Below are 18,723 nucleotides of genomic sequence, written 5' to 3' on the forward strand. Positions count from 1 at the left end.
CTCGCAGCAGGAGAAAGACGCAGTGCGGCGGCGCCATTCAAACGCCTGTTGAGGCTACAGGATGCGGTAGCTGACCGTCCGCAGGCCCCAGTCGAGGCACGACGAGAAGCCGAACGCCTTCCACACGCCGGGCTGCAAGTCGAGCGACCGGCTGCCGCCGCCCATACCGCCCGTGTCGTTGATGGTGGCGAGCACGGTTTGGCCGTTGTAGGAGATTTCCACAGTGCGTCCGAAATACGAGCGGTAGTTCGGCCATGACATGGGGATAGCCACGCCCATGGAGTAGTCGTCGCAGACGGCGCCCGTCGCGGTGGTGCCCGGATTGGGCGTGTAGGGATCGGTGGATCCGCCGTAGGCGGACGCGACGCCGGTGGACCAGCTGATGCCGGGATCGGGCGTCGGCTCGGGCGAAGGGTCGGGCGACGGCGCGGGATCCTTCGCCGGAGGAGTCGGGTTCGGATCGGGCTGGACCGGCGTACCGGGATCGACCACATCCTCGCGACCAAGGGTGTTCGCGTTCTCGTCGATGACCGGCTCGGTTGCGCCATCGGCCGCAGCCAGCTCCTCGGCCTTCTGCTTGAGCGCTTCCAGACGCGCGGCCTGGTCGCTCTGCGCATTCGCCAGCTTGGAGTTCGCCTCGGACAGCACGCTTTCGGCTTCCGCTCGCTTCGCCTCCAGCTCTTCGAGCTTCTTCTCCTGCTCGTCCTTCTGGAAGTTCAGGCTGTCGATGAGCTGCTCGTACTGGGCCGAGCGCTCCTTCTGGGCTTCCACCTCGTCGGCGTGGAACTGCATGACCGAGCCGAGGTAGGTGAGGTTGCGTATGAGGTCGCTGAAGGTTTGCGCCTCGAGCACCATCGTCACGAGCGACTGAGACGAGCCGCCGTTGAGGTACTCGTACGCGGCCGTCTTGCCAAGCGCGGCGCGGCCCTCGATGACCGCCTGCTGGGCGTCCTTCGCCTGGGCCGTGATCTCGTCGACGCGCGCCTGCAACTCGTCGACGTCCTGCTTGAGGGCGTCGTAGTCGTCCGCGATGTCCTCCATGCGCGATTCGGCGTCGTCGAGCGTGGCCTGCGCGTCGTCGACGGCCTTCTGCGCCTCCTCGGCCTCGTCGGCCCACGCACGGGAAACCGCCCCTCCGCCCAGCGGCCCGCCGCCCAAGCAGAGCGCAAGCGTCAGCAGAGCTGCGATCAGCGCGTTCGGTCGGGGAGCGTGCGAGCGTGCAACGGATCTCATGCTGCGCCTCCTTCGAACATCAGGCGATCGTGCATCGCGCCCAGCGCGGTTGCGAGGTCGACGATCAGATGCTCGTTATCGGTGTAGTATTCGTCGTCGTAATCGGCATCGGACATGATGACGAGAACGTAAGCGTCAGTATCGGCGATCACGAGGCCCGCGTCGTTGAGGGCGCCCATGTCGTACCAGGGCGTGTCTATTTCGTAGCCGGGCTTCGACAAAACGCGGTGCCGATCGCCCAGCGCCTCGCGCAAGAACGACCGATCCGTCTGCAACAAGGCGTCGGACAGCCATGCCGCGTTGCCCTCGCCTTCGGCCACATACGCACCGATGTTCAGCCACATCTTCGCCAAGTCGCGCGGCGTGATGTAAGGATACCACTCGCCCTGCCAGGCAGAGGCGTCCACGTCGGCTGCGGCGCACCACGCCTCGAAATCGCCCTGATCGAAGCGCTCGCGCAGCAGCCCGTAGCCGGTGTTGTCCGAGTGCACGATGGTGTTGCTCATGACCGTTTGCAGGTCGTAGCGATCGATGTTGTCGGAGGACATGACGCCCGTGCCGTCGAGGATGATGTCCTCGACCACCTCCTCGTCGAAGGAAGCTTTCCCGCCGTCAACCATGTCCTGCGCGGCGAATGCCGCGAAGGGGGCCTTCACCGTGCTGGCCGAGAAAAACTGCTCGTCGGCGTTATAGCCAACGCCCTCGCTCGTGGCGAGGTCGTACATGACGAACCCCACGTCGAAGCCCGCATCGTGGAACGCGGCGATGGCCTGCTCCACCTCGGCGGCCTCGTCGGAGGCCAGCGTGCGCACGATGCCGGTGACCGAGCTGAACAGGTTGATGTCCTCGGTTCCGGACGCGGCGTCAAGCGCCGTGCGGGCGTCCTCGGCCACGGCGCGCGGGTCGGCTTTTGCCTGCGACCCCACCTCGGCGTCTGCGCTCGCATTCGCGTCGCCGTCGGACTGCGCGGCAGCCTCGGGAAGCGCGGCGACCGCTTCGTCGGCGACGGCGATGGGGTCCTCGGCATGCACGGCGTTCGCGGCAACGGTCCCCGCCCCGATGGCGAGCACCGCAGCAGCGCCCACGAGTACGCCCGCAACGAGGGCGGGCTGACGCTTCAGCCGATGCTTGATCGTTTTGAGAACCTTCGACACAGCAGCCTTTCCGGCGAATCCGCTCCACTTCCTTGCGCCCGTACCGGGCCTTTCCGTCTGTGCAGTATTCCCCAATGCACGGAAGGAAACAAGTACGCAACGGCCAAACAACATAGGAGCGCCACGGGCTTTCCGAGGCGGGGAAGGTTACTCGTCGAAGCGCAGCTCGAGCTGCTTGCGACGACTTTGGGCAGATTTGAAAGCAACCCAAAACCCGAGCAGGAAAAGCGGTATCCCCACCACGAGCGCGAACACGCTGCCGAACGCCACCGCGGGCCACATGATTTCCCCCGCGCCCAGCACTTGAAATTCCGCCAACACGCGCAGGCCCGTCGCCACCACGTCCACGGCGACGGTGAAGGCGATCGATGTGAGCGCGTAGTGGCCGATGGGAAACCGCTCGACTTCGGCGAACCGGTTGTCGTCCCCGAACCCTTTGCGAACGAGAAGCACCATGCCGACGATCATCGTCAGCGCAAACCATCCGCACAAGAACAGGTCGGCCGTCGTGAACTCCATGCGCCCTGTGCCGTTCGCCAGCACGTCGCGCATGCACATCGCCTGCTTGAGCGACCAATCGTAGTACAAATACACGAGCACGCCGAACGAGAGCATGACGAAGCCGAGCTTGTACACGCGGTTGCTTTCCGTCTCAACGCGCTCGTCCTTCGGGCCGGCGCACGCTCTCCACTGCTGGGCAAATTTCACAATCTCGCACCTTCTTCTCAGTTCATCGGGGATTCGCTACTCGTCGTCGAGGTCTGCTTCGAGGCGCTTGCGGCGGCGTTTCGCGACGGCGTACGAGGCCGCGGAGCATGCGAGCACCGCGACGAACACCTCCATGGCGAACACGCACGCGATGACGACGTCATCGAGCCAGTTCACGCCTTCGAGGCCCATGAGCTCGAACTCGGCGAGCGCGCGCATGAGCGTGGCGAGGACGAGAACGACCGCCGCCGAGCCCAACGAGGCGCTGAGACAGCGCTCGACGGGAAACAGCCCCTGTTCGTCGAGGTCGTCGAAAGCGAGGATTCCCTTGCGAGCCAACATGAGCCCCACGATGGCGAACACGAGCAGGAACCAGGAATTCAGGAACGGGCTGACCTCGGTTTCGAATCCCGGAGTCAGATCGTTCACGAACGCCACCTGCGAAAGCATGAAGCTGTGCCACACATACAGCCCGTAGCCGACGACGAACAACCAGAAACCCGTCTTGTAGATGCGGTTCGACTCGGCGACGATGCGCTCGTCGACCTCCTTGCGCGGGCCGAAGAACCGCGCGCGCAGACGCGCCCGCATCGTCACGCGCCTTCTTCCCAGAACAGGTCGTCGAGCGTGCATCCCAGCGCTTTGCAGATGGCGATGCACAGCTTGAGCGACGGGTTGTAACCGCCGGCCTCGATGAGGCCGATGGTTTGGCGCGTGGCCCCCACCGCCGCGGCCAGGTCGGCCTGGGACAGGTCGGACGCAACCCGGGCGGCTTTCATGCGCAGGTTCTTGCCCGTCGCGCCGGATGCCGGCGGCACGGCAGACGCCGCGCGCGGTGCGGTGCCGGCCATGCGCCCGATGTTGCCGGGTGCCGCCCACGATGCTGCGTTCATCTCGACCCTCCTTTCCGCGAGTTCGTATGCCTTTTCACCAACTATACGGTTCGTCTGCCATAATGTCAAATATATATTGCATTTCGTACGATCGACGCGGCTTTGCAGATGCAGCTCGCGGACAACCCGTCGCGGATGGCTCGCCGGACTCGCAAAATCACCGCTGTGAAGCTCAACGCCCCGAAGATCGCCATCGAAGCATCATGCGACCTGGGCAAACATCTGCAGAATGCACGACGGTTGCGGTCAGATGCGCGACGAGGGCCCTTGCAGAGGCCGGAATCGCTTCACAGCGGTTGATTCTGTGACTCGGAGCGCCTTCCGCACGCCTTGCTCGTCGCCGCCGAAAGACGGCGCGAACGCGCTCGTGGTAGGATGTGGCTGCGCAACCGAATCCGCCCCGCCCTCGCACGAAAGGATCGATGATGGCCCTCCCCCCACGCGCCTCCTGCGCAGATGGCGCGACCGTTCGACTCGCCACTCGCGACGACGCGGAAGGCATGCGCGCGGTGTACGCGCCGTACGTCGAGACGCCCGTCACCTTCGACGTCGCCGTGCCCGCCCCCGACGAGTTCGCCGCGCGCATGTCCGACGTGATGCCCGCGTACCCCTGCCTCGTCCTCGAGCGCGACGGGCGCATCGTCGGGTTCGCGTACGCCCACGCCCAAGCCGAGCGCGCGGCGTACCGCTGGAACGCGGAGCTTTCGGTGTACCTGGAGCAGGGCGCGACCGGCGGCGGCTGGGGACGAACGCTGTACGACGCGCTGCTGGAACTGGTTCGCAAGCAGGGCATCCTGAGCGCATACGGCCTGGTGACCGTACCGAACGAAGCGAGCGAGCGCCTGCACGAAGCCCTGGGGTTCGAGCGCTTGTGGGTGCAGCCGCACGCCGGCTGGAAGGACGGCTCGTGGCGCGACGTGGCGTGGTACGTGAAAGAGCTCGCGCCTTTCGACGGCCTCCCGCGCGACCCGATCCCGTTCGACGAGTGCGCCCGTCTGCACGCGGAGTTCGTGCAGCAGGTCCTAGCCGGGGCGAACGCGGCAGTCGCCGCGCCGGGCCCGAGCGCGTAAGGACCCACCATGCAGCCCCAGCGCCTGTTCGAGATCGTCTACCTGCTGATGGACCGCGGCACCTCCACCACGGCCGAGCTGGCAGGCAAGCTGGAGGTGTCCGAGCGCACGGTACGCCGCGACGTTGACGCGCTGTCGGCGGCGGGCGTGCCGGTGTACATGACGCGCGGCAAGGGCGGCGGCGTGCACCTCATGGACGGCTACGTGCTTGATCGTTCAGTGCTCAGCGAGCGCGAGCAGAGCGACATCATGGCGGCGCTCTCGGCGCTCAACCGCACCGGCGCGGCAGACGAGGCGAGCGACGAAACGGCCGCGCGCCTCGGACGGTTGTTCCAACGCGAGAACGTCGACTGGCTCGACATGGACTTCTCGTTTTGGGGCGCGCCGCCGAACTACCGGGCCGCGTTCGACGCCATCCGCAGCGCCACCATCGGCCGACACCCGCTGTCGTTCGCATACTTCGACGCCGCGGGCAACCGCACCGAGCGCACGGTGGAGCCCGCGCAGCTCGTGTTCAAGGAATCGTCGTGGTACCTGCGCGCCTGGTGCCGCGAGCGCGAGGCATGGCGCACGTTCAAGCTGTTCCGCATCGATTGGGAGACGATCGACGTCGCGCCCGACACGTTCGAAGCGCGCCCGATGCCCGCGTTCGACGAGGGCGGCCACATGAGGGGCAACGATCGGCTGGTCATGCGCTTCTCCTCCGAAGCGGAAGCACGGGTGCGCGAGGAGTTCGCGCCGGAGACGATCGAGCGCGAGGCAGACGGCAGCTGGCTGGTGACGCTCGTCTGCGACATCAACGAACGCACGCGCTACTACCTGCTGTCGTTCGGCGAGCTGCTCGAAGTGCTCGAACCCGCCGATGTGCGCGCCTGGCTGCGCGAGCAGGCGCAAGCTGTTGCGCGGCGCTACGCCTAGCGAACCGCCCGCAAGGCGGCGGCGCGAGCTCGCGCACCCGGCGCATGCTTGCTTCCCGCCTGGGGAAACGACGCGGATGCGGCTTCGATGCCGTGCTCGAGATCGTCTAGCACGGCATCGAGCTCGCGTTCGGCGACGCGAGCCGAAAGCCCCCAGCTTCCCGCTTCCGCAACCACCTGATCGCGCCCGACCCTGTCGGCCCGAATGCGCCCGTCGATGCGCATGCCCAGCGTGAGCACGTGCGGCGTGATCTCGCGAGCGGGCACCACATCGTACAGCGGGCTGAGCGACACGTTTCCGAACGCATCGTGCACAAGCGAGTAATTCTTCGCATGGGCGTCCGTATTCCCCAGGACGAGATTGGCGACCATCTGGCGCAAGAGGATCAGCATTTGCGCGTACGGCTCCAACGCGTGCGCTGCCAGCAGCGCGGCGATTCCCCGAAACGTCGGGTCGCTTTTCTGGGGAGACCGCTCTGCCGCATACTTCTGCTCGGGCCCCAAACCCAGCGCCTGAGCGCCGTCCTCCTGATGCACGCGAACGATCTTCCCGTCAACCCGCGTCCGATCGTATCGCCGAACCAGCAGGACGGGGGTTCCGTCGCTCGTCTCGTACAGCGCCGATCGGGCCGTAGCCGTCGCGTAGCCGGCGGCGCGCATCGCCCACGCCTCTCCCTCGCACAAACCGGCTAGGCGCCCGTGCGGCTGCGGCTTGAGGATATGGGTCGTCGGAGCACCGTAAAGGGGAAGGCCTACGTCAAGATGACGAACGCGACCGTCGTCGACTTCGATGTCGCTCAACGCGACGACGCAGAGCTTTTCCTGATACCCCCCTAAAGAGACGCGCATGGTCGACGCGCTGTCGAACGGATGGGTCGGCAACGCCGCCAACCGTTGCGCGAGCTCGCTTTCGCCGAGCCGCACGAACCCGGCCACGTCGCAGGATCCGATGCTGCCGTCAGACGGAACGACGCGCACCGCGCCGGCGCACTCCCAGCCGACCTCGCGTAGAAGATCGAGATACGATTCCGAGCGCACGCCGAAAAAGCGGCGAAGCTCATTGAGCCTGGCATCCTCGGGAAGGAGACCGGCGAACCACCTCCGCGTCGTCTCGCGATCGAACGGCTCCTCCCGAACAGGCAACGCGGTAGACAGGTGCGCGCCGCCCGCATGGGCAGCGACGTACGGCGCATCGAAGGAGAAACGCGCACCGTCCCTCGCCGGCGTCAATCGGCCGATCAGGCTGCCATGCAGATACACCAGCAGGTCACAGGCGGGCATGGCCCTCACCATCCCGCTCGTCGCCATCGGGCGATACCGACACCGACACCTGCGCAGCTTTAGGAACCGCCACGAGATTCAAGCCCAGAAAGCTGACCGCTTTCAACAGCGTAGCCGATGAGACGGGCTTGCCGTTTTCGAGTGCCGAGAGCGTCGCATGTGAGACGCCGATCATCTCGGCGTAGTCGTCTTGGCTGATGCCCCGCTCTTTTCTGCGCCGTCTCAAGAACTCGCCAAGCTGTGCGAGCGTGTATACCGTGCTCCACTCCATAGGGTTCCTTCTATCAAGATTATTTGATATTCTCTGTATTCTAGCATATATCAAGAATAGTTGATATTGGAAATAGAACACGTTTTCTCGCATAACCGGACATGCCCTGTCCGGTTATGTTCGGTATCGTGACCCTTGTCAACATTCACCGCTTCGAAAGGATCCGAACCATGAACTACGAAATCGTCGAGCTTCCCGCGCGCACGGTCGTCGGCCCCACCATCCGCACGTCCAACAACTCTCCCGAGGAGATCGGCGCCATCGGCCAGCTTTGGGGGCGCTTCATGGGCGAGGGCATGGACCGCACCATCCCCGAGACGCGCGTCGAGCCCTACGGCTGCTTCGGGCTGTACTACGACTACGACATGGGTGACATGAGCTACACGATGCTCGTGGGCTGCGAGACGCCCGCCGCCACGCCCGAGGGCATGGAAGCCCGGACCATCGCCGCCGGACGCTACGCGAAGATCGCCATCCGCGGCGGCGACTGCGTGGCGAGCGTCGGCAAGGCTTGGGAGGAGATCTGGGCCGACGAGGAGCTGAGCGCCCAGCGCGCGTTCACCGTGGACTTCGAGGCGTACCTGCCCGGCGACGACATGGCCTGCGCCGACATCGACGTGTACGTGGCCCTGCGCTAACGCCTGCAATGGCCGCGCGGCCCCGTCGGGCAACCGGCTGTTGCTTGACGGGGCCGCATGCGCCGTGGTTCCATGAAACCCGAGTATCGACACCGGAAGAAGGAGCCTTTCATGGCGATCAAGGACACGCTCATCGAGCTCAGGGAGTACCACGGCCTCACGCAAACCGAGATGGCCGAGCGCCTGTTCGTCACGAGGCAAGCCGTGTCGCGCTGGGAATGCGGCGACACGCAACCGAGCATCGACGTGCTCAAGCTGATCGCCACCACGTTCAACGTGCCCGTCGAGAAGCTGCTCGACATGCCCCTGCAAGCCGTATGCCAAAGCTGCGGCATGCCTCTCTCGGACGCGAGCCTGCTGGGCACGGAAGCGGACGGCTCCCCCAGCGAGCATCATTGCAAGTGGTGCTACAAGGACGGCTCTTACCTGGGCGAATGCACCATGGAAGACATGGTGGACATCTGCGTGTCCAACATGACCGGACCGGAGGCGCCCTTCACCGAGGACGAGGCGCGCGCCTACATGGAATCGCTGCTGCCAACGCTCGAACGCTGGAAGGGCGCCGCGAACAACTGACATCCCTACGACCGACGGAGGATCTCATGGCTGCCGCGTTCAATTTCACAAAAGAGTACAAAGACCTCTACCTGCCGCGGGCGGTGCCCGCGCTCGTGGATGTGCCGCCCATGAATTTCATAGCGGTGGCCGGCACGGGCAACCCGAACGAAGAGAACGGCTCGTACGCCGACGCGCTGGGGCTGCTGTACGCATTCTCCTACACCATCAAAATGTCGAAGATGGGCGCGTGGCAACCGCAAGGCTACTTCGACTACACGGTTCCTCCCCTCGAAGGGCTGTGGTGGACGAGCGATGAAGCCTTCGACGGGCAGCGCATCCTCGACAAGGACGCGTTCTCATGGATCTCGCTCATTCGCCAGCCCGACTTCGTCACGCCCGAAGTGTATCGCTGGGCGGCCGACCAGGTTGCCGCCAAGAAGCCCGAGCTCGACCTGCAGCGCGCCCGCTTCGTGCGGTTCGCCGAGGGGCCGTGCGCGCAGATCATGCACAAGGGGCCCTACGACGACGAACCGGCCACCATCGCGTGCATGGAGGAGTTCATCTCCTCGTCCGGCTTGGTCGACGACATCGAGAACCCGCCGAGCGCCGAAGCCATGATGGACATGCTCGATGCGTGCGGAGGCGTTCCCTCGGTGCGCCTGCACCACGAGATCTACCTGGGCGACCCGCGCCGCACGAAGCCGGAGAACCTCAAGACGGTGATCCGCCATCCCGTGAAGCCCGCGTCCGCATGAGCGATGCCACGCCAAGCCCCTGCCCCGTCGTGCGCGCGCGGACGATCCTTCAGAAGGTGCGCACGCACGGAAACGAATGGTTCGGCATCGACTACAACATGAACCTGTACCGGGGCTGCTGCCACGGCTGCATCTACTGCGACAGTCGAAGCGAGTGCTACCGCATCGACGACTTCGACCAGGTGAGCGTCAAGTTCGACGCGCTGGCCATCCTGCGACGCGAGCTGCGCAGCCGCCGCACGCGCGGCATCGTGGGCATCGGCGCCATGTCCGACACGTACAATCCGTTCGAGCGGACGCTGTGCGTGACGCGCGGGGCGCTCGAACTGGTCGAGGAGTTCGGCTTCGGCGTGTCGGTGGACACGAAAGGCACCCTCGTCACGCGCGATATCGACCTGCTGAGCGCCATCGGGCGCGCGGGCGGCGCCATCGCGAAGATCACCGTCACCACGGCCGACGACGAGCTGGCGCGCATCATCGAGCCGCACGCGCCGTCGCCGAGCAAACGGTTTGCGGCGCTGGCCGAGCTGGCCGACGCCGGCGTGTTCTGCGGCGTGCTGTTCACGCCGACGCTGCCGTGGGTGACGGACGACGATGACACGATCCGCGGCGTCGTGGAGGGCGCGGCGGCGGCCGGCGCGCGGTTCGTCTTCCACATGACGGGCGTCACGATGCGCGACCGCCAGCGGGAGCACTTCCTCGAACACCTGGCCGTCGTCGACCCCGCGCTGCCCGAGCGCTACCGCGCCGCGTATCGCGACCGCTATTTCTGCAACAGCCCCCGCGCAAACGAGAACCGCGCCCTGTTCCGCTCGTTGTGCAAGCAGCACGGCCTGCTGTGGCGCATGTCCGACATCATCGCCGCCTACAAGCCTGACCAGCCCCTCGGCGCGCAGGCCAGCCTGTTCTAACGCTTCCGACGGAAGACGAGAACGCCCTTGACGTTGGGGTCGAGGACAGGGGCCTTGACGGTGAGGACCAGTTCCTCGAGCGCAGCGAACGTGGCGAGGGCGCACACGGCGACCGCGGCGGGCACGGAGCCCGCGAACGCGAAGAGCACCGGGAGGGCGAACAACGCGAGACCGGCCAGCTTGTTCGCGTAGGTGTGCAGCGCCGCGTACGCGCGGAAACGCGCGTAGCCGACGGCGAGCGCCGCGAGCTTCACGAGCACGATAGCCGCGATCCACAGCCACACGAGCAGGGGAAGCTCGGCCGCCGGCACCAGCGACACGACGAGCGCAAGTGCGAACACCGTGTCGGCCACGCTGTCGAACGAGGCGCCGAACGCGCTCGTCACGCCAGCACGCCGCGCGATCCACCCGTCGAGCGCGTCGCTCGCCCCGCACGCCGCGTACGCGACGAAGTACGGCGCCGACAGGGGCGCGAGCGCGAGCAGCGCCAACGAGCCGACGAGGCGCATCGCGGTGATGGCGTTCACAAGCACGAGCGCGTATGTGCGGGAGCGGGCGGAGGGCATGCCGACAGCTTACCACGTCGTCGGCGCGAGGGGGCTCGCGCCACGTGCCAGCGGAGGGGGCCGCAGCCTATTTCCCGCGGTGCTTGGCCTTGCGCTTTTGCTGTTTGAGGGCGAACCGGTGCTCGGCTTCCGCCTCGCGGGCTTCGCGCGCCGCGGCCTTGCGCTCGGTTTTGCGCGCCTCGTAGCTGGCGCTCATGGCCTGCTGGGCCTTCGTCCCGACGCCCGCGCGCTCAACGAGCTTCCGCGCCTCGCGCTGGCGGCGCTTCGGGTTCGCATGGGCGAGCGCGGCGTCCGCCCCCTGGGACGGATCGGCCGCGAGGTCGAACGGCAGCGCGGCCCAACGTCGCGCGACGAACGCCAGAAGCTTGGCGTCGGTGGGCTCGGTGGTGCCGAACACGACGCGGCACGCGCCGTAGCGGCCTTCGTCGGCGTGCTCGAAGATGCCGACCCAGAATTGGCCGTCATGGAGCACGGTCAGCGTGGACGAGGTGATGACCTGCATGATGTTCCTCCTTGTATGTCGTGGTGCCGCGCGAAGGATGGACAACCAAGGAGGCAGGTTACTGACGAGGCGGGCTGCGCGTTTGCGCCCCGGCTTCGCGCCCGGACTACCAACCGGACCGTGTTTTCGCCTTCGCAGAAGCCATCATAGCAAGAGAAGGCGCTGCGGTGCAACTGGGATGCGCGCAGATGCAACTGAGGGAGACGAGCCTTGTGCGCGCATGGCGCTTTCGGCATACTGACGGCGTTGGCCAACCACCCGTCCCCTCTTGCGGAAGGCGCGCTCATGAACGTCATCATCACCGAGAACCCGCGGCTCGCCGATATCGAAGTCACGCTGGCCTGCCCGCGCATCGACGAGCGCGTGCAACGCATCGTCGCCAGCCTGAGCGCCTTCGACCGCAAGCTCGCCGGCGAGCGCGACGGAGCCACCTACCGACTCGACGTCGACGACGTCTGCTATGCCGAGACGGTGGACGGTCGCACGTTCCTGTACACCGGCGACGCCGTATACCAGACGCCGCTCAAGCTCTACGAGCTGGAAGAGCGGCTGGCAGGCACCGAGTTCGTACGCGCCTCGAAGCAGATGCTCGTGAACTTCGACCACGTCGCGTCCATCCGGCCCGCCCTGAACGCGCGCCTGCAGCTCATGCTGGACAACGGCGAAGCCGCCATCGTGTCGCGCCAATACGCGCCCGCCATCAAGCGGAAGCTCGGCCTGTAATCGCCGCGTGAGACATTCACCCCGTCCCTTTGTCTCATTTCGAAGGAGTTCGCCATGAAGAAGATCATCGCCCAAGCCGCCTCTGCCGCGTGCATCATGTTCACCATCGTCATGCTGTGGTTCACGGGCATGGGATACCTGTTCGCCGGACCGAGCTATGGGCTCAACCTCACCATGAGCGTGTTCGGTGCCGCCTTCGGGATGGCCGCACTCCAGGCGCTCTGGTTCACGGGAGCGGTGTTCAAGAGGCTCGCCTACCCGGCGCGCATCGCGGGCTTCGGCGCCTGCGGCCTGCCCGTCCTGGCACTCTGCGCCTGGGCGGGCCCATGGTTCCCGCTCGACGCACCCGGCGTATGGGCAACCTTCGCCGTCATCTACCTGTTTATCCTCGCAGGCGTCACGATCGGCTATTCCGTCTACTTCAGGAAAACCGCCGGCGGCTACGACGAGGCCCTCGCGCGCTACCGGGAGCAGCACCGCCGCTGAGCGGCCGGGCGCCCACGCCCGTCGCATCCACCCGCCTCGCATCAAACAGAAAGGCATGCCCATGAAAGAGAAGCTCGCTTTCGGCGCGAAGGTCACGGTCGCGCACGTCGTAACCTACACGCTGTGCGGTTTTGCGGCCATGGCCCTGTTCGACTACCAAAGCTCGGTGGAGGCCATCGGGATGCGTCCTTTGGACGACCCCATCGTCGCGCTGGCCCCCGTGTTCCAGATCGCGCGCGGCGCGCTGTTCGCCCTCGTGCTCTGGCTCATCCGCCCTGCGTTCATGGAGCGCAAGCACGGCTGGCTCGTCGTGTGGGCGGTCGTAGCCATCGTCGGCATCTTCAACACGCCGGCCCCCTCGCCAGACTCCATCGAAGGGTTTATCTACCTCGCCCCCACAGACTCGCCTTTGGGCATAAGCATCGGAGGAACCCTCGAGATCCTCCTTCAGACGCTCCTGTTCAGCGTGGCGTCCACCTGGTGGGTCAAGCGCCCGGCACGTCGAAATCCTCGGATCCGAAATTCTGGTAGAAGCGACCTCTCTCAGCCGTGAAGCGCAGCACGCAGTAGTCGGGATCGGTGACGCCGAGAGGATAGTACATCGTGTCGCCGTCCTGCCATATGAGCTCTTTCGCCCATGCGTCCTCCAGCACCTCCATCGTGCCTTTGAGCATGACGCCGCGGAAGAACCGTCGATCCATAAAGTAGATGCACGCCTGCGGGTGCGCACGGTAATGCCGCACGCGCATGGACGAGGTGTTCGTGGTGAAGTAGAACACGCGGATGCCCTCGCGCTTGCGCGGCGGCAGCATCGCCTTGATCTCAGGAAAGCCGTCCTCGTCCATCGACCCGACGAACGACGCGTTCTGGTGGTCGATGAGGTTGCCGACGGTCTGCTCGGGGTCGCGCATCATGAGCGTGCTCCTTTCGGCGCGGCGCGCAGAAGCATGAGCGCCTCGGCGTCGCGCAGGATGGGCTCGCTGGTCACCTCGATCATGAGCCAACGGCCCATGCTGCTGTCGGCCGAGCGCTCGTACAGCGCGCGCACGTACGGATCGGCCCGGTGCATGAGCGCCTCGGCTTCGTCCTTCTCCTTCGAGCCCACCGACACCATGCAGATGAAGAAGCCGTCGTGCGGGTACACCGTGCACAGCGCGCGACTGCGCGCCTTGTACTTCACGTTCCAGCCGGGAGCGCCGCCGCATCGGCTGTACTCGATGCGCGGCTGCGCGCCGTACGTCTCCTCGATGAACGCGGTGAACGCGTCCCACAAGGGGTTGGCGATGTAGTCGGCGATGTAGTCCATCGTGGGCTCGCGGTCCACGGGAAACAGCTCGGGCCAAGCGGTCATGGGCATCCTCCAGAGGTCGGGGGTGGATACAGGGAAGTATAGCACGATAGTATGGTATCTGATCGGGAATTTAAGAACGGATGTTTTTATCTGTCGTTTGACGCATTCGACGCATGCTGCCTCGGGGTTGCGCCTGCCCCCTCATCCGAGCCTCCGCCGGAGGCGTGCTGGCCATCGGGGCGAACGACGGTACCGGCCCTGGCAGTTGAACAGCGGGCGGGAGCGCCGATGGCTGTGCGGAAAAAGGCGGCGCCGTCCACCGGGGAAATGCGCACAGCCGGGTTTCGCCTGCGCCTTTGGCGCGCGACGTGGTTTCCCTTCACCGACGGTTCCTGGCATCCGATGACCCGCTCACGTAGGATGACCAACATCTCAAATGCAACAAGTTGGGCGCTTCACCTCACCCCGCAGCGGCCGGGTGACGCTCAGTCCTATCCGCACATCGACCAGCCACGTCAGCCAACGCACTTCGGGGGGAGTGAAATTGCCGATGAACGCCACAGCCTTATTCTCGCGGTTCCGCCGCATGCGGGGCGCCGCCGTTCCCCACCACAAGGAGACGGCGGATTTCGAGACGACCATCATGCCGTTGCCGCGCGAGATCGTGCTGCCCATGCAGCAGCACATCGGAGCGCTGTGCGAGCCGGTGGTGAAGAAGGGTGACCACGTGGACGTGGGCTCCCTCGTCGGACATGCGCCGCGCGGTCTGTCCGCCGATATCTTCTCCGGCGTCTCGGGCACCGTCAAAGCCATCCAGCCGGTGTTCTACTCCACCGGCAAAACCGACACCACCGTGGTCATCGAGGCCGACGGCGAGCAGACCGTCTCGCCCGACGTCGCGCCGCCAAACGTCATCGATCGCGACACGCTGCTCGAAGCCATGAAGAAGAGCGGCATCGTGGGTTTGGGCGGCGCGGGCTTCCCCACCGACGTGAAGCTGGCGCCGCCCAACCTGGACGAGATCGACACGTGGCTCGTGAACGCCACCGAGTGTGAGCCGTACCTGTCCACCGACTTCCGCGAGATGATGGAGCATGCCGACTCGCTGCTGCACGGCATCCGCACCTGCCTCAGGATGCTGGGCGTGCCGAAGGCCATCATCTGCATCGAAGACGATAAGCCCCAGGCCATCGACTACATGCGCGCCCGCACGTCCGCCGACGCGAACATCGAGGTGCGCGCGCTTCCCGGCATGTACCCCCAAGGCGCCGAGAACGTGCTTGTGTACAACGTCACCGGCCGCGTGGTGCCGCGCGGCAAGCGCCAAACCGACGTGGGCGTCATGCTGTTCAACGTCACCACCATGTCGATGATCGGGCATTTCCTGCGCACGGGCATGCCGCTCATCAAGCGCCGCGTCACCGTGACGGGCGACGCCGTGGCCCGTCCGCAGAACGTGGAGGTGGTCATCGGCACGCGCATCCGCGACATCATGGACTACTGCGGGCTGGCAAAGGAGCCGCACAAGATCATCGTGGGCGGCCCTATGATGGGCAACGCGCAGATCGACCTCGACTACCCGCTCGTCCGCCAGAACGGCGGCCTGCTCGTGTTCAGCGAAGAGGCCATGGAGCAGCCCGTCACCACCGCCTGCATCCGCTGCGGGCGCTGCACGAACTCGTGCCCCATGCAGCTTTCGCCCATCGCCATCAAGAAGGCGTACACCACGCAGGACGCGGACAAGCTGGACAAGCTCATGGCGGACCTCTGCATGGGCTGCGGCACGTGCTCGTACGTATGCCCGGCCAAGCAGCCGCTCGCCCAGACAAGCAAGCTGGCGCGCGACTTCATGCGCGCGGAGATGGCGAGGAGGGGCTAGATGGAACCTATGGAGAAACGACCGCTCATCCTCTCGACGGCGCCGCACGTGTTCGACGGCATCACCACGCAGAAGGTCATGCTGAACGTGTTGATCGCGCTCGCGCCCACGCTGATCGCCTCCATCGTCATATTCGGCGTGGACGCCCTGTTGGTCACCGCCGTCACGACGCTCGCTTGCGTGCTGTTCGAGTACCTGTGGTGCCGGCTGCGCAAGACGCCTCAAACGGTGGGCGATCTGTCCGCCGTGGTCACCGGGCTGCTGTTGGCGTTCAACCTGCCCTCCACCATCCCGCTGTACATGGCGGTGATCGGCTCGTTCGTGGCCATCATCGTGGTGAAGGAGCTGTTCGGCGGCATCGGGCGCAACTTCGCGAACCCGGCCATCGTGGCCCGCATCGTGCTGTCGGTGTCGTTCACCGCGGCCATGACGAACTACGCGGCGCCCAACCCGCTTCTGCCCGGCGCGGCCGCCGTCGACGCCGTGAGCTCGGCCACTCCGCTCGCCCCGGGCGCCGCACAGCTGCCGTTCATGGATCTTCTGTTCGGCGTCCATCCCGGCGTGCTGGGCGAGACGTGCGGCGCGGCCATCCTGCTGGGCCTCATCTGGCTTTTGGCCACGCGCACCATCACGTTCACCATCCCGGGCGTCTACGTGGGCACGGTGATCGTGCTCAGCTTGCTGACCGGGCACGACGTGTCGACGCAGGTGTTCGGCGGCGGGCTGCTCCTCGGCGCCGTGTTCATGGCCACCGACTACGTGGGATCGCCCACGTCGTTCAAGGGGCAGATCATCTTCGGCGTCGGGCTGGGGCTCATCACGTGCCTCATCCGCTTCTGGGGCAACATGAACGAGGGCGTGGCGTACTCCATCCTGCTCATGAACCTCGTGGTGCCCTACATCGACTCTCTCACGGCCACCACGCCGCTCGGCGGCGCGAAGAAGCGTCGCTTTGCCCGCGCGAGGAAAGAAGGAGGCGAATAATGACCGCTACCGCATCCGCCGCGAAGCCCTCCACGTGGAGCAGCATCGTCAAACCTGCCGTCGTCCTCGTGGTGATCTGCGCCATCGTGGGATTTCTGCTGGGAACCGTCAACAACCTCACGCTGCCCACCATCATGGCGAACCGCGAGGCGCGCGCCTGGGCGACGTACTCGTCGCTCATACCCGAGGCGTCCGACTTCGCCGCGCTGCCGTGCGACGTGCCCGGCGTGACGGCCTGCATGGAGGCGGCCGACGGCAAGGGCTACGCCATCACCGCGCAGGCGAAGGGGTACTCGAGCCAGGTTCCCATGGCCGTCGCCTTCGATGACGAAGGCGTCATCACGAACGTCATCGGCATGGACAACACCGAGACGCCCGGCTTGGGCACCAAGGTGAAGGACCCTGCGTTCACCGACCAGTTCATCGGGCGCGCGGCCGAGCCTTTGACGATCGACGACATCGACGCCATCACCGGCGCCACCATCTCGTCGAAGGCCGCGCTCGCCGCGCTCAACGAGGCCATCGAGGCCTACCAGACCACCGCCGGCGAGGCCCCCGCGCCCGCCGCCTCGACGGAGAAGGGAGCCGCATGATGGCAGCCGTCAACGAAAAGCCCTCGGCGCTCTCCGTGTTCAGCAAGGGGCTGCTCATCGAGAACCCCACGCTGCGCCAGATGCTGGGCCTCTGCCCCACCCTCGCCGTCACCACCGCGGTGACGAACGGCATCGGCATGGGCGTGGCCACCACGTTCGTGCTCGTGTGCTCCGGCATCGTCGTGTCGCTGCTGCGCAACATCATCCCCACCACCATGCGCCTGCCCGCCTTCATCACCGTCATCGCCGGGTTCGTGACGCTCACGATGATGACCATCGAAGCGTACCTCCCCGACCTCAACCAGGCGCTCGGCATCTACCTGCCGCTCATCGTGGTGAACTGCATCGTGCTGGGACGCGCCGAGGTGTTCGCGTCGAAGCACCCGGTGAAGGACGCGGCGCTCGACGGCTTGGGCATGGGCGTGGGCTTCACCATCACGCTCATCCTCATGTCGGCCATCCGCGAGCTGCTGGGCGCGGGCACGCTGCTGGGCTTCCCCGTCCTTTTGGGCATCATGGAGCCCATGAGCGTGTTCATCATGCCCCCGGGCGGCTTCGCCGTGCTGGGCGTGCTCATCGCCATCTCGGTGACCATCGAGATGCGCCGCAAGCGCCGCGCGGGCGAACCCGAGGAAGACGCCATCGCCTCGCAGGAAGACGCGTGCGCGTCGTGCCAGATGTGCGACTTGAAGGAGCGTGAGGCATAATGGCCGAGTTCGCCGCGATCCTGTTCAGCATGATCCTCGTCAACAACTACGTACTGGTGAAGTTCCTCGGCATCTGCCCGTTCCTCGGGGTGTCGAAGAAGCTCGACTCGGCCGTGGGCATGGGCTGCGCCGTGACCGTGGTCATGGTGCTGGCCACCGCCGTCACCTGGCCCCTGCAGCAGCTGCTCAACGCGCTGGGGCTGGGATACCTCCAGACCATCGCGTTCATCCTCGTCATCGCCGTGCTCGTGCAGATGCTCGAGATCGTCATCAAGCGCTTCTTCCCCGCGCTGCACGAGGCGCTGGGCGTGTACCTGCCGCTCATCACCACGAACTGCGCCGTGTTGGGCGTGACCATCCTCGCCATCGACGAGGGCTACAACTATCCGCAGGCGCTCGTGTGCGCGCTCGGCGCCGGCCTGGGCTTCCTGCTGGCGATGGTGCTGTTCAGCGGCGTGCGCCGCCGCGTGGACGAGGCCGAGCCGCCCAAGGCGTTCAAGGGCATGCCCATCACGTTGATCTCCGCCGCGTTCGTGAGCTTGAGCTTCATGTGCTTCGCCGGCGTGGTGGACAACCTGTTCGGCGTGCTGTAGGAAGGAGGGG

Annotated in this window: 25 protein-coding genes; 14 read left to right on the plus strand and 11 right to left on the minus strand. The window is 65.9% G+C overall.

Translation table 11 applies throughout. The annotated features are described in order from the left end of the window. Positions 1-54: 54 nt before the first annotated feature. The 5 genes from C1A15_RS14685 to C1A15_RS17290 all read right to left on the minus strand — a co-directional run bounded on the left by C1A15_RS14685 (position 55) and on the right by C1A15_RS17290 (position 3,988). Complete coding sequence (locus C1A15_RS14685; protein ID WP_101723256.1) at positions 55-1,233, minus strand: coiled-coil domain-containing protein; 1,179 nt, start codon at positions 1,231-1,233, stop codon at positions 55-57. Continuing rightward, positions 1,230-2,387: a serine hydrolase gene (locus C1A15_RS14690; protein ID WP_245865040.1), complete on the minus strand. Its 1,158-nt coding sequence runs from the start codon at positions 2,385-2,387 to the stop codon at positions 1,230-1,232. The genes C1A15_RS14685 and C1A15_RS14690 overlap by 4 nt, the downstream gene beginning before the upstream one ends. A gap of 147 nt (positions 2,388-2,534) precedes the next feature. Further along, positions 2,535-3,095, minus strand: a complete 561-nt coding sequence (locus C1A15_RS14695) for a hypothetical protein (RefSeq protein WP_101723257.1) — start codon at positions 3,093-3,095, stop codon at positions 2,535-2,537. Positions 3,096-3,131: 36 nt separating this feature from the next. Beyond that, positions 3,132-3,692, minus strand: a complete 561-nt coding sequence (locus C1A15_RS14700) for a hypothetical protein (protein WP_146001868.1) — start codon at positions 3,690-3,692, stop codon at positions 3,132-3,134. Beyond that, on the minus strand, positions 3,689-3,988 hold the full coding sequence (locus C1A15_RS17290; protein WP_245865041.1) for a helix-turn-helix transcriptional regulator: 300 nt from the start codon (positions 3,986-3,988) through the stop codon (positions 3,689-3,691). Before C1A15_RS17290 ends, C1A15_RS14700 begins: the two co-directional genes overlap by 4 nt. Positions 3,989-4,413: 425 nt before the next feature. On the opposite strand from C1A15_RS17290, the gene C1A15_RS14710 reads away from it, so the two are divergent. Both C1A15_RS14710 and C1A15_RS14715 read left to right on the plus strand, forming a co-directional pair. Next, positions 4,414-5,058 carry a GNAT family N-acetyltransferase gene (locus tag C1A15_RS14710; protein WP_101723259.1) on the plus strand — a complete coding sequence of 215 codons (645 nt, stop codon included), beginning with the start codon at positions 4,414-4,416 and terminating at the stop codon, positions 5,056-5,058. 9 nt (positions 5,059-5,067) lie between these two features. Next, the gene (locus C1A15_RS14715; RefSeq protein WP_101723260.1) at positions 5,068-5,976 is read left to right on the plus strand and encodes a helix-turn-helix transcriptional regulator; all 909 of its coding nucleotides are present in this window, start codon (positions 5,068-5,070) and stop codon (positions 5,974-5,976) included. Here the strand turns inward: C1A15_RS14715 and C1A15_RS14720 are convergent. Next, entirely contained in the window at positions 5,973-7,256 is a 1,284-nt protein-coding gene (locus tag C1A15_RS14720) for a HipA domain-containing protein (protein ID WP_180953115.1), read from the minus strand. The two genes, C1A15_RS14715 and C1A15_RS14720, sit on opposite strands and share 4 nt — an antisense overlap. After that, positions 7,243-7,527: a helix-turn-helix transcriptional regulator gene (locus tag C1A15_RS14725; RefSeq protein WP_101723262.1), complete on the minus strand. Its 285-nt coding sequence runs from the start codon at positions 7,525-7,527 to the stop codon at positions 7,243-7,245. Before C1A15_RS14725 ends, C1A15_RS14720 begins: the two co-directional genes overlap by 14 nt. Before the next feature lie 170 nt (positions 7,528-7,697). On the opposite strand from C1A15_RS14725, the gene C1A15_RS14730 reads away from it, so the two are divergent. From C1A15_RS14730 to C1A15_RS14745, 4 genes are all read left to right on the plus strand, one after another. Then, positions 7,698-8,165, plus strand: a complete 468-nt coding sequence (locus tag C1A15_RS14730) for a GyrI-like domain-containing protein (protein ID WP_101723263.1) — start codon at positions 7,698-7,700, stop codon at positions 8,163-8,165. A 111-nt stretch (positions 8,166-8,276) separates the two neighbouring features. Then, a complete protein-coding gene (locus C1A15_RS14735; RefSeq protein WP_101723264.1) occupies positions 8,277-8,741 on the plus strand; it encodes a zinc ribbon domain-containing protein in 465 nt (154 codons plus the stop codon). A gap of 26 nt (positions 8,742-8,767) precedes the next feature. After that, positions 8,768-9,478, plus strand: coding sequence for a GyrI-like domain-containing protein (locus C1A15_RS14740; RefSeq protein WP_101723265.1), 711 nt, complete (start codon positions 8,768-8,770; stop codon positions 9,476-9,478). Next, on the plus strand, positions 9,475-10,389 hold the full coding sequence (locus C1A15_RS14745; RefSeq protein WP_101723266.1) for an SPL family radical SAM protein: 915 nt from the start codon (positions 9,475-9,477) through the stop codon (positions 10,387-10,389). The genes C1A15_RS14740 and C1A15_RS14745 overlap by 4 nt, the downstream gene beginning before the upstream one ends. Here C1A15_RS14745 and C1A15_RS14750 read toward each other — a convergent pair. Both C1A15_RS14750 and C1A15_RS14755 read right to left on the minus strand, forming a co-directional pair. Beyond that, a complete protein-coding gene (locus C1A15_RS14750; RefSeq protein WP_101723267.1) occupies positions 10,386-10,955 on the minus strand; it encodes a CDP-alcohol phosphatidyltransferase family protein in 570 nt (189 codons plus the stop codon). The genes C1A15_RS14745 and C1A15_RS14750 overlap by 4 nt on opposite strands. Before the next feature lie 67 nt (positions 10,956-11,022). Beyond that, a complete protein-coding gene (locus C1A15_RS14755; protein WP_101723268.1) occupies positions 11,023-11,457 on the minus strand; it encodes a YjdF family protein in 435 nt (144 codons plus the stop codon). 285 nt (positions 11,458-11,742) lie between these two features. On the opposite strand from C1A15_RS14755, the gene C1A15_RS14760 reads away from it, so the two are divergent. The 3 genes from C1A15_RS14760 to C1A15_RS14770 all read left to right on the plus strand — a co-directional run bounded on the left by C1A15_RS14760 (position 11,743) and on the right by C1A15_RS14770 (position 13,219). Next, positions 11,743-12,180: a LytTR family DNA-binding domain-containing protein gene (locus C1A15_RS14760; protein WP_101723269.1), complete on the plus strand. Its 438-nt coding sequence runs from the start codon at positions 11,743-11,745 to the stop codon at positions 12,178-12,180. 54 nt (positions 12,181-12,234) lie between these two features. Next, positions 12,235-12,666 carry a hypothetical protein gene (locus C1A15_RS14765; RefSeq protein WP_101723270.1) on the plus strand — a complete coding sequence of 144 codons (432 nt, stop codon included), beginning with the start codon at positions 12,235-12,237 and terminating at the stop codon, positions 12,664-12,666. 61 nt (positions 12,667-12,727) lie between these two features. Further along, on the plus strand, positions 12,728-13,219 hold the full coding sequence (locus C1A15_RS14770) for a hypothetical protein (RefSeq protein WP_101723271.1): 492 nt from the start codon (positions 12,728-12,730) through the stop codon (positions 13,217-13,219). On the opposite strand, the gene C1A15_RS14775 is transcribed toward C1A15_RS14770, so the two are convergent. Then, positions 13,152-13,580, minus strand: a complete 429-nt coding sequence (locus C1A15_RS14775; RefSeq protein WP_101723272.1) for a pyridoxamine 5'-phosphate oxidase family protein — start codon at positions 13,578-13,580, stop codon at positions 13,152-13,154. The two genes, C1A15_RS14770 and C1A15_RS14775, sit on opposite strands and share 68 nt — an antisense overlap. Further along, positions 13,577-14,017: a DUF3788 domain-containing protein gene (locus C1A15_RS14780; protein ID WP_101723273.1), complete on the minus strand. Its 441-nt coding sequence runs from the start codon at positions 14,015-14,017 to the stop codon at positions 13,577-13,579. The genes C1A15_RS14775 and C1A15_RS14780 overlap by 4 nt, the downstream gene beginning before the upstream one ends. Positions 14,018-14,507: 490 nt before the next feature. Between C1A15_RS14780 and rsxC the strand changes: the two genes are divergently transcribed. The 5 genes from rsxC to C1A15_RS14805 are packed head-to-tail and all read left to right on the plus strand — an operon-like array spanning position 14,508 to position 18,713. After that, a complete protein-coding gene (gene rsxC, locus C1A15_RS14785) occupies positions 14,508-15,836 on the plus strand; it encodes an electron transport complex subunit RsxC (RefSeq protein WP_101723274.1) in 1,329 nt (442 codons plus the stop codon). Then, positions 15,837-16,820: an RnfABCDGE type electron transport complex subunit D gene (locus tag C1A15_RS14790; RefSeq protein WP_101723275.1), complete on the plus strand. Its 984-nt coding sequence runs from the start codon at positions 15,837-15,839 to the stop codon at positions 16,818-16,820. Then, complete coding sequence (locus C1A15_RS14795; RefSeq protein WP_101723276.1) at positions 16,820-17,413, plus strand: RnfABCDGE type electron transport complex subunit G; 594 nt, start codon at positions 16,820-16,822, stop codon at positions 17,411-17,413. The genes C1A15_RS14790 and C1A15_RS14795 overlap by 1 nt, the downstream gene beginning before the upstream one ends. Next, entirely contained in the window at positions 17,410-18,120 is a 711-nt protein-coding gene (gene rsxE / locus C1A15_RS14800) for an electron transport complex subunit RsxE (protein WP_245865043.1), read from the plus strand. Before C1A15_RS14795 ends, rsxE begins: the two co-directional genes overlap by 4 nt. Continuing rightward, positions 18,120-18,713, plus strand: coding sequence for an electron transport complex protein RnfA (locus C1A15_RS14805; protein ID WP_101723277.1), 594 nt, complete (start codon positions 18,120-18,122; stop codon positions 18,711-18,713). Before rsxE ends, C1A15_RS14805 begins: the two co-directional genes overlap by 1 nt. Positions 18,714-18,723 lie beyond the last annotated feature (10 nt).

The organism is Eggerthella timonensis, from assembly GCF_900184265.1.
In the GTDB taxonomy this organism is placed as follows: domain Bacteria; phylum Actinomycetota; class Coriobacteriia; order Coriobacteriales; family Eggerthellaceae; genus Eggerthella; species Eggerthella timonensis.